A 15,248-nucleotide genomic window follows, 5' to 3' on the forward strand; every position below is an offset into this window, starting at 1 on the left:
GTCAGACCCCCAATGTCGAAAGGCTTGCGAGGCTCGGCAGGTCGAAGATCGACATGTCGGAGCCACGCGATTTTGCTTCGGTGCGGATACCGGCGCGCAGCTTGGCGGAACGGGCGCGCGGATTGATCTCTGCCTCCTCCTCGCTTGCCGCCACCATCGCCTTGCCGAGCGGATCGAAGATCGCTTCCTTCACCGCAACCATCGGCAGATGCCTGGAGCCGGAGGTCTTGGACGAGCGATCGGCGAAGAACTGCTTGACGATCCGGTCTTCCAGCGAATGGAAGGTGACGACCACGAGCCGGCCACCGGGCTTCAAGGCCTGCTCGGCGGCAAACAGCGCCTGTGCCAGCTCGCCGAGTTCGTCGTTGACGAAAATGCGCAGCGCCTGGAAAACACGCGTCGACGGATGGATCTTGTCCTTGGCTTTACGCGGATTGACGCTCTCGATGAGATTGACGAGATCGCGCGTCGTGCGGAAGGGCTCGGTCACGCGGCGCTTTTCGATGGCACGTGCGATACGACCGGAATGCTTTTCTTCGCCGAGAAAGCCGAAGATGCGGATGAGATCGCCGACCTTGGCGCGATTGACGACATCAGCCGCCGATACGCCATTGCTCGACATGCGCATGTCGAGGGGACCGTTGCGCTGGAACGAGAAGCCGCGCTCGGCCTCATCGATCTGCATCGAGGACACGCCGATATCGAGCACGACGCCATCGAGCCCGCCTTCCGGCGCATGATCGGCAAGCTGCGAGAACTGTGAATGAATGAGAGAGAGGCGACCTGCATGCGCGGCAACAAGAGCCTGCCCATTGGCGATTGCGGAAGGATCGCGATCAAGGCCAATGACGTCAGCACCGGCAGCCAGCAGGGCGGACGAATAACCGCCCGCCCCGAAGGTGCCATCAAGGATGACCTTACCAGGAAGAGGCTGAAGCGCCTCCACCACTTGGTGCAGAAGAACTGGAATATGGCGAACCGGTCCGCCTTCGGGCTCAGTTTGACCTTCGCCTGGATTCGCCGACATCCCGCTCTCCTGTACTATGCGGGACGTGAACTCAAACGTCCCTCCCGTGCTGCCGCCTGCGCCTCGTGAAATGCTTGCGGCTGCCAAAGCTGAAAATGATCCGAACGCCCGACGAAAGTGACTTCCGAGCTGATACCCGTGAAATCCCGGATGAAATCCGAGACCATCAGCCGGCCTTCCGCATCGAGCCTCATGAAGACACCGCCGCCGTGAATCAGCAGCGACATCCTGTTGGCGTCCGGTGAAAACGGATCGACGGACGCAATCTGCCGCTCGTAGCGATCGAGCAGATCCGGACCGCCGACGCTGATCGCCGGATAGATGAAATCCTGGAGGCAGTAGAGCTCCTGAATTCCGCGCTCGGAAAGAACCGCGCGAAAGCCGGCAGGCACAGAGACCCGCCCCTTCGTATCGATCCTGTTCGTCGCATTCGACAGGAAGCGGCTCATCGCAACAAACACCCGCCCCGTTCGCAAAAGACACGGGAAACGTCCCGCCAGACTGCTTAGATTCAAACAAGGGAGATCCGTGCGGATAAGCAGATGCTTGCCCGATTGCGAGATCGAAACTCTTGATTTGATGGGCAAAATGCCCTTGTGCAGTGCGAATTTGGGATACCATGGGACCATATGGGCGTCAATGGGAGAGGCCCTGCAAGCTCCTCCATGTTCGGATTTATTTATAAGCTGTTAAGTTTAACAAAGGGTTATTGAGCGCTTTGGAGAAACTGCCTTTGCGACCCTTCGCAAGTGATATTTTGACAGTTGCTAAGAGCCGGAAACGCAAGGCGCTTTCCGGCCTGCTCATATAAAAAGCGGCACCGAAATTGGGCAATTTGCATGTCAGATTGCCCCGTCGGGGACGGGCACAATTGACGAATCAGAAGAGAGTAGTGACCAGTTGGCCTGTAAGCCGGGTTCTGTATGGCCCCGGTGCGAACACCGGAACGTGGCAGCCATTCATCTGGGACGCCGTTTACACGTCGCCTCGCGCAACCCACCCGGATGACTGGCCCGGAAACAGGCTGTAGACGTACTTGCGCACGTCCCGCGTCATCCCTATTCGGTCTTGCTCCCGGTGGGGTTTACCATGCCGCTTCCGTTACCGGTCGCGCGGTGGGCTCTTACCCCACCCTTTCACCCTTACCCCGCTATCTCATCGACCCTTGCCGCAATGCGTCATCCGGTCGATCAGAAAGCGGGGCGGTTTCCTTTCTGTGGCACTGTCCCTAGGGTCGCCCCCGCCGGACGTTATCCGGCACCGTGTTTCCGTGGAGCCCGGACTTTCCTCACCCTACCGCCTTTCGGCATTGGTAAAGTGCGGCTGCCCGGCCAACTGGTCGCGCGGCTCTTAGCCGAGATGCGCGGATAAGGCCATAGGCCTACCGGTATTCCGCATGGAAATCGACCGGATAGCCATCGTCGATGATCGACCCGTTAAAGATCAGTTCGGCGCCGAGCCGGCCTATCTCGTCGGAACTCTTGGCGGCAGCGCCACAACCGCCGGTCAGAACACCGATCCGGTCGGACGCCGTCATGGCGATGGCCGGATAGTTGTTCGGCGTGAAAGACGTGACGCAGGCTGCCATGGAAGATCGCGACAGATCGAGCCTCGGCATCAGCCGTTCCATCACGTCGGTCAGGTGGCGCCGGGTCGTCTCGCGTCCGCCGCTCTTGAACCAGTCCCGTATCTCGGGCTCTGACGGCAGCAGAAGATCGTCCGGATCGCCGCCGATCTTCACATAGGTTTTGCCATCACGATAACGGACCGGAGGCAGAAGGTAGATCCCGTCATCCTCCTCGTTCCATTTCCAGATCAGCGATGGCATGGCCTTCAGCTCCTCCATCGCCCCCTCGCCGACCTCGTAGAACGCGATGGTCCTTGCATAGACTGAGAGATCGAGACGAGCGCCGACAAGTGCCTCGTTGATGGAAAAGCCGCCTGCCGCCACAAGCACCTTGTCGGCCGTGTAACTGCGCCCTTCCGCCGTCGTCACGGTCACGATCGCCCCGTCCTGACGAACAGCCGAAACGGTCTCGGCAATCAGCGTGGCACCCTGCCGCTCCGCAAGCATGACTTGCGCCTTCACCAGCCGGCGCGGATTGATATGACCCGCCCGCTTCTCCTCCCAGACGCCTTCGGCGCCATCCTGAAAGGCGAAATACGAAAACCGCTTCGAAAGCGCATCATGCCCCAGCGTTTCGGTCTCGACCCCGAGCCGCCCGGCGGCATCGAGCACGCGACCGACATAGGATGGCTGCCCGGCGCGCCCAGGCCCGACCATCAGACAGCCCACTTCCGAGTAGAAATCGATACCGCTTTCGGACGCGATCTCGCCGTAGCGTTCGATCGAACGATTGGCGAGGCGGGCCCAGACGGGATCCTGATCGATCGTCCGGGTGATGCGCGCCTCGTCGTAATGGCTCGCGAACACGCCGTCATGCCGCTGGTAATCGTCCGGCTCTCCGGGCCCGATCAACGCCACACCATCGGTCCATTTGGAAAGATGCCGGGCCGCTGCCGCCCCCATCATGCCGCTTCCAATGATGATGTATTTGAACCGCGCCGCCATGCCCTGTCCTTTCGATTCCCTAGCTCGAATTGCCGCTCTTTTCAGGCAGTTCTAACCGTTTCCGGAATCAGAATACCAGAGGCGCCAGCACCGCATACCCCTTCGGCGGAAAATCGAACGCGAAGGTCTTTTCGATCACATCGTCCTTGTTGTCTTCAAGAACCGCCTCGACGCGCTGACAGTAGCGCTTGGACGTCGGGTTCATACGCTTGGCGGCGTGGCCCGCATTGTATTTGAGGATCGTGCCGCAAATCTTGCCGCCACCCAGATCATGGGCGCCCGCCAGATACTTCATGCCGTAGCGGATGTTGGTTTCCGGATCGTAGAGGCCATAATCAGGGCCCTTGTAGCCCATCAGCCTTGCGGTCGCCGGCTTCACCTGCATCAGGCCGATCTCGCCGGCACTGCCCTTCACGGTCGGGCGAAAATTGCTTTCGATCTGCACGACAGCCTCAGCAAGGTCGAACGGCACATCGTATTGATCGGCATATTTGGCGATCAGCGTCGTATAATGCATCCGGCGAACCATCTGCCTCTCGGTGGCCGTCGGGGCAGCAAACCCGGTTTCGCGTGTCTCCCAGGGAATGGTCAGCGGTTTGACATAAACCCGAACCACGTCTCCGCCGTCTTCGGCACGCACAGATCCACATCCCGCGAAAAGCATGGCAATGCCTGCCGCGACCGCACAAGTCATCTTAGTCAATTCTAAAGTATCTCCGGAACAACAGGCTCGCGGGATATCGTGATACGCAAACATCCCTCGTCGCGACGCCGGACGACGACGCGAGGTTTTACAAGACCTGTAGGTTTATCTTGGCAGCCCCCGTCTGGGGACGCTGCGTTAGCAACTCTTTAGAAAGCCGCATTAAGGAGATCATGTGGCAATGCAAAAAAGCCCTGTCCGCAAACGCTTCCGACAGTTTCGCGAAGCTTGCGCCTAGCTGTATTTCGGCAGTGCCTTGAGCAGCCGATGCAGCGTGTCGATCGTCGAAAAATCGGCAATCCCATCGACCAGCGCGGGCCTGAAATGCCGTTGGAAAGCCTCGACGACGCCCTTCGTGCGATCGCAGAATGTGCCCGTGATTTCAATATCGTATCCGTAGAGCGACAGCATCGACTGCAGGGCCTCGATCGGCTGGCCACTTTCGCCGTGCTGGAAAAACCGGCCGCCGCTGATCTGACCGGGCTCGACCCAGTGACCGATCCCCGCCACATACAATTTCTGCCAGGGGAAATTTTCGCCCGGGTCGAGCTTGCGGATGGGGGCGACATCCGAGTGTCCGACGACCCGTTCCCGGGATATTCCCCAGCGATTGCCGCAGTCTCGACACAATTCGACGACCGCGTCGATCTGGATATCCGGAAAATGGGGAAGTCCGCCGGGATGTCCGGGATTGGCGATTTCGATCCCGATGGAGCAGGAATTGATGTCCGTTTCGCCGGCCCAGCTGCTTTTGCCCGCATGCCAAGCGCGCCGCGCCTCGGGAACAAGCTGCACGATCCGGCCGTCTTCATGGATGAAATAGTGACTGGAGACCTGGCTCGCCTCGTTGCGAAGCCATGCCAGCGCCTGGTCGGCATCAGGCATGCCGGTATAATGCAGAAGGATCATGTCCGGCTGGCGCCCGCCTGCCCTTTCCCCATGATTAGGAGAAGGCTCGACCGTGGCGCGGGCATGATCGGCGGCAGAGGAAGCCGGAATTGTCATGCCGCGCGGCGCTCTTTCTCGATCGCTTCATAGGCCGCGTTGAGCGCGGCCATCCGTTCGGTCGCAGCCGCATGCAGTGTTGCCGGCACGCCGCGTGCGATCAGCCGGTCGGGATGATGCTCCGAAACCAGTAGACGGTACTGTTTGCGGATTGCCGAGAAATCGTCGTTACGCGAAACGCCGAGCACCAGATACGGGTCACGACCGTCGAGATGCACGTGGCGGGCCATGATGCGGCGGAAATGTTCCTCGTCGATCCGGAAGATTTCGGCGATGCGCGCCAGAAACGCCAGCTCGCTCTCATGCACGAGACCATCCGCCTTGGCGATATGAAACAGACCATCGACGACGCTCTCAAGCATCGGGCAGTTTTCCATGTCGCCGCTGCTGCACAGCCCCGAAAGCTTCGTGGCATACGCCTCGTAGCCGGCAATGTCCTGGCGTGCGAGGTTATAGAGACGTGCAACGTTGCGCGCTTCCTCGGCCGGAAAATCGAAAATCTGCTGGAAGGCACTCACTTCGGCTTCGGTGACCACGCCATCGGCCTTCGCCATCTTTGCAGACAGGGCAATGATCGCCACCGAGAAGGAAACCTGGCGCCGTGTTTCCGGATCGCCCTCGAACATGGTGCGGATCGCATCGACGACTCGGTTGAGCACACCGCCCGCGGCATCGCCGACGGCACCGAGCAACCTTTCCCACAGGGAGGACAATTGGAGGCAATTGAAATCGAAAATCATCCCTTAAATGACCAGATAACCGACGTTTTGGCAAGCTGAGGACGGTCCGCTGAAGATTAAACTCTGTTCATGTTTTTCGAACAATCATGCTGAAGCCCGGTCTGTCCGGCAACGGCACAAAGTCGTTGACGGCCAATGGGTCGAAACGCCGACCAAAACGACCCGTCCTGCCGTGTGCCACGGCAGCCCGCGAGGCTGGTGATTTCTTTGAAACGATTAGATCGGGGAACGGACAGGAAAAACCTCGAAGCGACGGAATTTTCTTGAGAAATTCACTTTACAGGCTCTAGCTGGTGTCGCATCCATTCATCCCGTTTTGTCAGTTTCTTGCGCCCTGAGCGCATCAAGGAGGATCGATGTCCAAACAGAAAGTCGCACTGCTGACCGCCGGTGGCCTTGCGCCCTGCCTCTCGTCTGCCGTCGGCGGATTGATCGAGCGCTACTCGGATGTTGCCCCTGATCTGGACATCATTGCCTACCGCTCCGGCTACCAGGGCGTGCTCTTGGGCGACAGCATCGCGATCACATCCGAGATGCGTGAAAAGGCTCCTCTCCTTCATCGTTACGGCGGCTCGCCGATCGGCAACAGCCGCGTCAAGCTCACCAACGCCGCCGATTGCGTCAAGCGTGGCCTCGTCAAGGAAGGCGACAACCCACTGCAGGTCGCAGCCGAACGACTCGCCAAGGACGGCGTTACGATCCTTCACACGATCGGCGGCGACGACACCAACACGACGGCAGCCGATCTCGCAGCCTACCTCGGCGCAAATGGCTATGATCTCACCGTCGTCGGTCTTCCGAAGACCGTCGATAACGACGTCGTGCCAATCCGCCAGTCGCTCGGCGCATGGACGGCCGCCGAAGTCGGCGCGCGTTTCTTCGACAATGTCAGCAACGAGCAGACCGCCGCCCCCCGCACTTTCGTGATCCACGAAGTCATGGGTCGCCACTGCGGCTGGCTGACGGCCGCAACGGCGCGCGCCTATATCGAGCAGAGCCGCGGCAACGAGTATGTCGACGGCCTCATGATGAACGCCGAGCTGAAAAGCATCGATGGCCTCTATTTGCCGGAACTGGAGTTCGACCTCGAACAAGAGTCTGCACGCCTGAAGCGCGTGATGGAAGAACGCGGCACCGTGACGATCTTCGTCTCGGAAGGTGCCGGCATGAATACGATCATCGCGGAACGGGAAGCCGCCGGCGACACCGTCAAGCGCGATGCGTTCGGCCATGTGAAGCTCGACACGATCAATGTCGGCGGCTGGTTCCAGAACCAGTTTGCGGGCCTGATCGGCGCCGAACGCTCGATGGTCCAGAAGTCAGGCTATTTCGCCCGCTCGGCCCCGGCCAATGGTGATGATCTTCGCCTCATCCAGGGCATGGTCGATCTTGCGGTCGAAAGCGCTCTCAACAAGGTGTCCGGCGTCACCGGCCATGATGAAGACCAGGGCGGAAAACTGAGAACCATCGAATTTCCCCGAATCAAGGGTGGAAAACATTTCGATCTGACGGCAAAATGGTTCGGCGAGGTGATGGACCATATCGGCCAGCCCTACGAAACCGTATAACGCGTCGCGCTGAGCGACAAACGAGAGCCGTGGGCTCCGGAGGAATGTGATGACGATCGAAACATGGTTCGCATTTGCCGCGACCGCTGTGGCCCTCGTCATCCTTCCCAACCCGCTGACGAGGACAGTCGCGCTCTATTCCAAGCAGCGCGGCCGTCTAAGCGCAGTCGTGACGGTCCCCGCATTGGCCTTGGGACTGGGTCTCGCCTTCACCGCGGGCCTCGCGCCGCTACTGCTTGTCTGTTTTCACGCGCCATCGGCCATGACCGCGATCGGCTGGGTCGGCATCGCCTACGCCATGGTCTATGTACTCTGGTGCTTCCAGGACCCACAGGTCCGCGCGCCGCTCGCCGACAATGACAATCTGCCGACGCGGCGGTTTGACCGGATCTTCGCAGACGTCTTCGTTCGATGCGTTCGCACCCCCAGATACGCGATCATTCTTGCCGCGCTGACTGCACAGTTTCTGCGCCCTTCGCTGTCGCTCTCGCTCCAGGCCGAAGTGCTGACGGCGATTTTTCTCGCCTCCATCGCTGGCAGTGCGTTGGCACAGGCACTCATCCCCAGCCTTGCGCTGCGGGGCACAAAGCGATTTTCGAGGCGCAATCCAGCCTTGAACAAGCCCGGCACGGTATTCATCGCCAGGCGTGCCGTGACGGCTGGTTTCCGGCGAATCGCTGCTTGAGGAAACAGAAGGCGTCCAGCGACTTGCCGGGCGTCGCCTTATACGTTAATGGAAATCCTCAATCGGTGACTTTTTGGCGGGTACGGTAACCATTTCAAATGAGAGCAACCTGATGACGGTGGTCAGATTCGTCAGCCGTAGAGCTGCTGTGGCGCTTGCGATGTCTTCCGTTCTGGCTGGATGCTCCAGCGTTGAACGCGATACAAAAGTCGCTTCCGGGCAGCCGTCTCAGACCACGTCAGCTGACGGTCAGTACAATTCTTCTGCCGCCGATCAATCTCAACAGATGGCCCCGGGCCAGACGATGGCGCAGATCGCCAAGAGCGGTCGCATATCCGTTCCGGTTCCACCGACCGTAGAAACCGTATCGGCTCAGAATGCTGCCATGGCGTCTCCGACCATTGCACCGATCGTTGCCTTCACGCCGCCGCCGATCGCAACCGCAGTCCAGCCTGTGAGCCTTGCCTCCGCGCAGCCGCTCAAGCCGGCAGCCGCTTCGGTCATGACCCAGAAGTCGAGCCGTCTCGTGTCGCCACCGGTCGCGACCGCCGTTGCGTCTGGCCAGATCCAGCCCGCAGCAGCGCAGGCCATCGCGCTCGACGAGGAAGAACTGACGCCGGATATGGTCGCGCTGCAATCGGTCGTGCCGACACCGCGTCCGGCCACGCTTACATCGAGCGCTATTGCTGGTGCTGCAACGCCGGCTGCCGCAAGCTCCACGCTTGCCTATGCAGCCGCTCCCCGCGCTGTGGCTGCGGTCTCGGCCATGGGCAATATCAAGGACTTTCCGCCGGCTCCCGGCGAGCCGATGCCGGATACCGCGTCGAACGCGCCCGCAGACCTCAAGAAGCTCATCAAGCGCTATGCCGGTCTCTACGGCGTGCCGGAATCGCTGGTGCACCGCGTCGTCCATCGCGAAAGCAAATACAATCCCAAGGCCTACCACAAGAACGGCTATTGGGGCCTGATGCAGATCAAGTACTCGACCGCGAAGTCGATGGGCTATCAGGGCAAGCCGGAAGGCCTGCTGGACGCCGAGACCAATCTCAAATACGCGATCCGATATCTACGTGGCGCCTGGCTCGTTGCCGACAACAAGAACGACAACGCCATCCGCCTCTATGCCCGCGGCTACTACTACGACGCCAAGCGCCGCGACATGCTGCATGTGCTGAAGGCCGATCAGAGCCCCACGACACCCGTCGCCTTCGCGACTGCGCCAAACAGCAAGCCCGGTTCGTAACCCAGCGACCGGGGCGTCAGCCCAAGCCGCACCACCACGAGATCCGCCGACGGCATGACAGCGATTGTCTGCCCATCATGGCCCTGCAGATAGAACGTATCTGCCGGCATGGCTACGTCGTCGGGCTTCGGCAGCCAGGTCTGCATCTTCGAAAACCGTCCGTTTGAATGCGCATTCGGCTCCTGCATCAGGTGCACGAACCCCTCCGGCAGCAGCCGCAGTCCGTTCCACACCCCGTCGCGTGCCAGAAACAGTCCGAACCGTGCCCAATCGCGCCCGGTCGCATAAAGATAGGAACTGCCGGCAAACGTCCCCGCTGCATCCGGCTCCACGACGGCACTTGTCATCCCGAGCGGATCAAACAGCGCGCGAGACGGATAGCCAAGAGCCTCCGCGCGATCACCAATCCTGTCCATCCAGATCTTCGACAGCAGTACACTGGAGCCCGATGAGTAACGGAAACGTGCGCCCGGATCTGCCTCGAGCGGGATCGTGGCCGTGAACGCGGCCATGTCAGGTTCGAGGTAGAGCATCCGTGTGACATCGGCGACGGCACCGTAATTCTCGTTGAAACCAAGCCCGCTTTCCATGGCGAGAAGGTTGGCAAGCGTGATTTCGCGTCGTTTGTCGTTGCTCCACGCGGGCAGAAGATCACGATCTCCGAGCGACATCCGGCCGCTGATCATCAATGTGCCGATCAGCGCCGCATTGACGGTTTTCGTCATCGACCATCCCAGCAACGGCGTGTCCTTCGAGAAGCCCTCTCCATAAGCCTCGCCGACGATGCGCCCGTTTTTGACGACCACCACCGCCCGCATGCCAGGCCCGGTCAGTGCCTTATCCTCTAGAACCGCCATCACGCGCGGATCGCGTTCGACCCCCTGCCCCACCGGCCAGGCCGGAGCTTCATCGACGGAAGGTGATGATCGCGGCGGCAGCGCGACTTGCGGCAATGCCGAACCATCTGGCGAAACAGTGCAGCCGAGGCCAGGCCTGTAGGTTGCCTGATTGGTTCCGATGAAGCCAAGCAGCCCGGCGTCGACACGTCCGGCATCGCGGTCAACGGTCACCCGCATCATCAGGAGCAGCGGGTTGCCCGGCGCCTGCACGTCGCTCGCCAGCACCTCTTGCGGATCACGTCCGGCCAGAAACACGTTGGAGCAGACGATCTTGGCCGCATAGCCACTTCCGACCCGAAGCAGTTGCGGCGGCGCAATGATGATCCACGCCAGTCCCCCGAAGATACCAAGTACCAATGCCCCGGCAGTTCCCGTCACGATCCGCTTCATCAGGCGCATATGTCAAATGTCCTTGTTCACCAACAGCCCGCGTCATCCAGCTGTAGCATGCCGGGTTTAGGCCTGCGTTCTACAGATCGCGAAATAATTCATGCAGCGAGAGACGCAATGGCCGACGTCGTCAGGGAAACCGGTTTCACCAGCAATCAGAAGCTCAAGGATGCGCTGCTCCAGCACAAACTATTTTCGCGCGAAGGGCTGTCGGAACGGCTGTTCGGGCTCCTGTTTTCCGGTCTCGTCTATCCTCAGATCTGGGAAGATCCAGACGTCGACATGGAAGCAATGGAGCTTTCAGCCGAGCACGCGATCGTCACCATCGGCTCCGGTGGCTGCAACATGCTGGCCTACCTCTCCCGCAATCCGCGCAGCATCGATGTCGTGGATCTTAACCCCCACCATGTCGCGCTGAATCGGCTGAAGCTCGCGGCATTCCGTCATCTGCCGAGCCATATGGATGTCGTCAGGTTTCTCTCGGCGCAGGGTACACGATCGAACAGCGTCACCTTCGACAGACTGATCGCGCCGAATCTGGATCGCGCAACCCGCAGTTACTGGCAGAAGCGGTCTATCACCGGCCGTCGCCGCATCTCCGTGTTCGACCGCAACATCTACCGCACCGGGCTTCTCGGCCGGTTCATCGGCGCGAGACACCTTCTGGCGCGCCTGCATGGCGTCGATCTGACGAAGATGGAGCAGACCAAATCGGTCCGAGATCAGCGCCGCTTCTTCGACGAAGAGATCGCGCCCCTGTTCGACAGAAAACTGGTCCGCTGGATCACCTCGAACAAGAGCTCGCTGTTCGGACTTGGCATTCCGCCGCAGCAATATGACGAGCTGGCCGGCATGGCGACCGGCGGCAGCGATAACGGCTCAATCGCGACCGTGCTGCGGGAGCGTCTCGAAAAGCTCGCCTGTCACTTCCCGTTGAAGGACAATTATTTTGCCTGGCAGGCGTTTGTCCGCCGCTATCCCGCCGCCCACGAAGGCACGCTGCCCACCTATCTCAAGGCCGGCAACTACAAGGCTATCCGTGCCGCCACAGACCGGGTCGCCGTTCACCACGAGAGTTTCACGGCTCTCCTCAAGCGCAAGACGGCAGGCTCAATCGATCGCTACGTCTTGCTGGACGCGCAGGACTGGATGAACGACCAGCAGATCAACGACCTCTGGTCGGAGATCGACCGGACGGCCGCTGTCGGCGCCCGGGTGATCTTCCGGACGGCCGCCGAGCGCAGCGTCATCGAGGGGCGCCTCTCGCCCTCGCTTGCCGCCCGCTGGACCTATCTCGACGAGCGCTCGCAGGCCCTCAACCTGCAGGACCGCTCCGCCATCTACGGCGGCTTCCATGTCTACGCAAAGGCCGACTGATGGCAGAGACCGACGCAGGCAACCTCGGACCGGCCAATCGTGAAGAGATCGGCCATGCCGGCAGGATGGACCGGATGTACCGCTACCAGCGGCATATCTACGACCTCACCCGCAAATACTATCTCCTGGGACGCGATGGCACGATCGCAGGCCTTGCCCCGCCAGTCGGAGGAAGCGTGCTGGAAGTCGGCTGCGGAACCGGCCGCAACCTTTTCCTCGCCCACAAGCTTTTCCCGAACGCGAAACTTTACGGCCTCGATATCTCCGCGCAGATGCTCCAGACGGCAGACGCGAATTTCCGCGGCACGGAAATAAAGCCTATTCTGAAGGTCGCAGATGCCACGACATTCACGGCGGAGGAGTTCGGCGTCAACGGTTTCGACCGGATCCTCATTTCCTATGCCCTGTCGATGATCCCAGACTGGGAGAAGGCGATCGACGCCGCCCTTGCGGCGCTTTCGCCTCAAGGGTCGCTGCATATCGTCGACTTCGGACAGCAGGAAAACCTGCCGAACATCATGGGGTCTGCGCTCAAGTCCTGGCTCGCCCGCTTTCATGTGACCCCGCGCGCCACCCTCGAACAGGCGCTGGAAAAGCGTCTCGCAACGGCAAAGGCCGACATGATGTTCGAGGTGATCGGCCGCGGCTATGCCTGGCGGGCGATCCTTCGCCGCCGGGGATAATCACTAAGCGTATTCCAGATCTTGCTTTCTAACTGAATTTTTACGAGCTTATGGTAAACGGGACGCTACGCCTCCCTTTTGCCCACTCGATCGCGGACAAGGCTCTTTGTCTCTGCCCTAACACGGAACCTTCATGCCCCGGCTTCCAACCGTTCTTTCTGCTGCCGTCCTGTCTGCCGCGCTTCTGATGTCCGGTTGTACGTCCACAAGCTACGATCTGGTCGATACTGGCTCTGTCCGGCAGATGAAGTTCAAGGACACGGATCCGCAGGATTTCGGCGCCAACCATCCGGGCCGCCACGAGGTTCACGGCATCGACCTGTCGAAATGGAACGGCACCGACATCGACTGGCAGACGGTGAAGAAATCCGGCGTCGCCTTCGTCTTCATCAAGGGAACCGAGGGCAAGGACCGCATCGATTCCGCCTTCACCACCCATTGGCGCAACGCCGCCAATGCGGGCATTCCGCACGCGGCCTATCACTTCTACTACTTCTGCTCGACACCGGAAGATCAGGCAGACTGGTTCATCGCCAATGTTCCCAAGGAAGCAAACATGCTGCCGCCGGTACTGGACATGGAGTGGAACCACGCCTCGCCCACCTGCAAGCTGAAGCCGGATCCGCAGACCGTGCGGGCCAGCATGAAACGCTTCATGGACAGGATCGAGGCCCACTACGGCAAGCGGCCGATCATCTACACGTCGGTCGATTTCCACCGCGACAACCTCGTCGGCGCCTTCCCCAACTACCATTTCTGGGTTCGCTCGGTCGCCGCCCATCCGACCAAGATCTATACGGACCGCAAGTGGGCGTTCTGGCAATACACGGCAACAGGCGTTGTCCCGGGCGTCAAAGGCGCAACCGATATCAATGTCTTTGCCGGAAACAGCAAAGCGTGGAAGACGTTTATTGCGTCGGCCGACTGATGTGCTAACCCGCACAAGCTCTCTGGCAATGTATCTGACGTTACGCTAAAACCGGCGCGACCTGAGGGTCTGCGCCCATGTCCACCAGTGACCATGTCGCGCGGAAGAAATCGATTTTAGGAAACCGCTGATGTCTTCGACACTTGTCTGCCGCGCAGCTTTGGCTTGTGCTCTCGCCGCCTGCCTCTCTTCCACCGCCCTTGCCCAGACAGCCGCTCAGCCGACCGCTCCGCCAATTCCGGCAGCACCATGCGGCGGCGATCTTGCAACCTTCCTCGAAGGCGTCAAGGCTGACGCGATCAAGGCTGGCGCAACCGCTGCCGCAGCGGATCAGGCATTTGCAGGCGCCGAGATCGACCAGAAGGTTCTGTCACGCGACCGCGCGCAGGGCGTCTTCCGCCAGACTTTCCTCGAATTCTCGCAGCGCACCGTCAGCCAGGGCCGCCTCGATATCGGTCGTCAGAAGATGAAGCAGCTTTCGGACGTGTTCGGCCGCGCCCAGACCGAATTCGGCGTCGCACCTGGCGTCATCACCGCATTCTGGGCGATGGAAACCGATTTCGGTGCCGTTCAGGGCGATTTCAACACCCGCAACGCGCTTGTCACGCTGTCGCATGACTGCCGCCGTCCTGGCCTGTTCCGGCCGCAGCTGATCGCGCTGATCGAGATGGTCCAGCACGGCGATCTCGACCCGGCCACCAACACCGGCGCATGGGCCGGCGAAATCGGCCAGGTGCAGATGCTGCCGGAAGACATCATCGCGCACGGCGTCGATGGCGACAACAGCGGCCATATCAACGTCAAGACGAGCGGTCCCGACGCCATCCTGACGGCGGCCAAATTCATTCAGAGCATGGGCTTCACGCCCGGCCAGCCCTGGATCCAGGAAGTGACGCTACCGGAAAGCCTGCCCTTCGAAAAGAGCGGCCTCGGCAACGAGATCCCGGCCAGCGAATGGTTTTCCTATGGCGTCACGCCGCGCGACGGCGTCACGTCCTTCGGCAATCTGCCGGCAGCACTCGTTCTGCCGCAGGGCCGCAAGGGACCCGCGTTCCTGACCTATCCGAACTTTGGCATCTACCTGCAGTGGAACCAGTCGTTCATCTACACGACGTCTGCCGCCTATTTCGCCACCCGCCTCTCCGGCGCCCCGCCTTACCTGAAGGGCAACCCGGAACCGGGTCTCGACGATACGGGCATGAAGGCACTGCAGACCAAGCTTCAGGCGCATGGCTATGACGTCGGCAAGATCGATGGCATTCTGGGCTCCGGCACGCGCGTTGCCGTCCAGAAGGAACAGGCACGCCTCGGCATGCCGGCCGACGGCTGGCCGACCCAGGCTTTGCTGTCCGCGCTCTGATCAGCGGGCCTTGCATCACATGACATGAAACGGGTGGCGGGCTGACCGCCGCCCGTTTTATCTTCGAG

The 15,248-nt window shown here is 60.7% G+C and carries 14 protein-coding genes and 1 other RNA gene; 7 read left to right on the forward strand and 8 right to left on the reverse strand.

All coding sequences use genetic code 11. The annotated features are described in order from the left end of the window. Position 1: 1 nt before the first annotated feature. The 7 genes from rsmH to ASF70_RS16325 all read right to left on the reverse strand — a co-directional run bounded on the left by rsmH (position 2) and on the right by ASF70_RS16325 (position 6,047). Positions 2-1,027, reverse strand: a complete 1,026-nt coding sequence (gene rsmH, locus ASF70_RS16295) for a 16S rRNA (cytosine(1402)-N(4))-methyltransferase RsmH (RefSeq protein WP_062456153.1) — start codon at positions 1,025-1,027, stop codon at positions 2-4. Between the two features lie 14 nt (positions 1,028-1,041). After that, entirely contained in the window at positions 1,042-1,476 is a 435-nt protein-coding gene (mraZ, locus tag ASF70_RS16300; protein WP_062457964.1) for a division/cell wall cluster transcriptional repressor MraZ, read from the reverse strand. A gap of 443 nt (positions 1,477-1,919) precedes the next feature. Continuing rightward, an RNA gene (rnpB, locus tag ASF70_RS16305) (RNase P RNA component class A) lies at positions 1,920-2,366 on the reverse strand. 42 nt (positions 2,367-2,408) lie between these two features. Further along, positions 2,409-3,599: an FAD-dependent oxidoreductase gene (locus tag ASF70_RS16310; RefSeq protein WP_062581110.1), complete on the reverse strand. Its 1,191-nt coding sequence runs from the start codon at positions 3,597-3,599 to the stop codon at positions 2,409-2,411. Positions 3,600-3,666: 67 nt separating this feature from the next. Next, the gene (locus ASF70_RS16315; protein WP_062581112.1) at positions 3,667-4,293 is read right to left on the reverse strand and encodes a lytic transglycosylase domain-containing protein; all 627 of its coding nucleotides are present in this window, start codon (positions 4,291-4,293) and stop codon (positions 3,667-3,669) included. Positions 4,294-4,536: 243 nt separating this feature from the next. Next, positions 4,537-5,307 carry an N-acetylmuramoyl-L-alanine amidase gene (locus ASF70_RS16320; RefSeq protein WP_062581114.1) on the reverse strand — a complete coding sequence of 257 codons (771 nt, stop codon included), beginning with the start codon at positions 5,305-5,307 and terminating at the stop codon, positions 4,537-4,539. Beyond that, on the reverse strand, positions 5,304-6,047 hold the full coding sequence (locus tag ASF70_RS16325) for a DnaJ family molecular chaperone (protein ID WP_062581116.1): 744 nt from the start codon (positions 6,045-6,047) through the stop codon (positions 5,304-5,306). The genes ASF70_RS16320 and ASF70_RS16325 overlap by 4 nt, the downstream gene beginning before the upstream one ends. Before the next feature lie 356 nt (positions 6,048-6,403). Between ASF70_RS16325 and ASF70_RS16330 the strand changes: the two genes are divergently transcribed. The 3 genes from ASF70_RS16330 to ASF70_RS16340 all read left to right on the forward strand — a co-directional run bounded on the left by ASF70_RS16330 (position 6,404) and on the right by ASF70_RS16340 (position 9,543). Further along, positions 6,404-7,615: a pyrophosphate--fructose-6-phosphate 1-phosphotransferase gene (locus ASF70_RS16330; RefSeq protein WP_062456140.1), complete on the forward strand. Its 1,212-nt coding sequence runs from the start codon at positions 6,404-6,406 to the stop codon at positions 7,613-7,615. Between the two features lie 49 nt (positions 7,616-7,664). Continuing rightward, a complete protein-coding gene (locus ASF70_RS16335) occupies positions 7,665-8,300 on the forward strand; it encodes a hypothetical protein (protein WP_062581118.1) in 636 nt (211 codons plus the stop codon). 112 nt (positions 8,301-8,412) lie between these two features. After that, positions 8,413-9,543, forward strand: coding sequence for a transglycosylase SLT domain-containing protein (locus ASF70_RS16340; protein WP_244474053.1), 1,131 nt, complete (start codon positions 8,413-8,415; stop codon positions 9,541-9,543). On the opposite strand, the gene ASF70_RS16345 is transcribed toward ASF70_RS16340, so the two are convergent. Beyond that, positions 9,483-10,841: a serine hydrolase gene (locus tag ASF70_RS16345; protein ID WP_062581122.1), complete on the reverse strand. Its 1,359-nt coding sequence runs from the start codon at positions 10,839-10,841 to the stop codon at positions 9,483-9,485. The genes ASF70_RS16340 and ASF70_RS16345 overlap by 61 nt on opposite strands. Before the next feature lie 108 nt (positions 10,842-10,949). Between ASF70_RS16345 and ASF70_RS16350 the strand changes: the two genes are divergently transcribed. From ASF70_RS16350 to ASF70_RS16365, 4 genes are all read left to right on the forward strand, one after another. Then, positions 10,950-12,209, forward strand: a complete 1,260-nt coding sequence (locus ASF70_RS16350) for a DUF3419 family protein (protein ID WP_062581124.1) — start codon at positions 10,950-10,952, stop codon at positions 12,207-12,209. Next, positions 12,209-12,892, forward strand: coding sequence for a class I SAM-dependent methyltransferase (locus ASF70_RS16355; protein WP_062581126.1), 684 nt, complete (start codon positions 12,209-12,211; stop codon positions 12,890-12,892). Before ASF70_RS16350 ends, ASF70_RS16355 begins: the two co-directional genes overlap by 1 nt. 133 nt (positions 12,893-13,025) lie before the next feature. Next, positions 13,026-13,820: a GH25 family lysozyme gene (locus ASF70_RS16360; protein WP_062456127.1), complete on the forward strand. Its 795-nt coding sequence runs from the start codon at positions 13,026-13,028 to the stop codon at positions 13,818-13,820. Between the two features lie 130 nt (positions 13,821-13,950). Next, a complete protein-coding gene (locus tag ASF70_RS16365; protein WP_062581128.1) occupies positions 13,951-15,180 on the forward strand; it encodes a lytic murein transglycosylase in 1,230 nt (409 codons plus the stop codon). Positions 15,181-15,248: the final 68 nt, after the last annotated feature.

Source organism: Rhizobium sp. Leaf321 (assembly GCF_001423215.1).
Lineage (GTDB): Bacteria > Pseudomonadota > Alphaproteobacteria > Rhizobiales > Rhizobiaceae > Neorhizobium > Neorhizobium soli.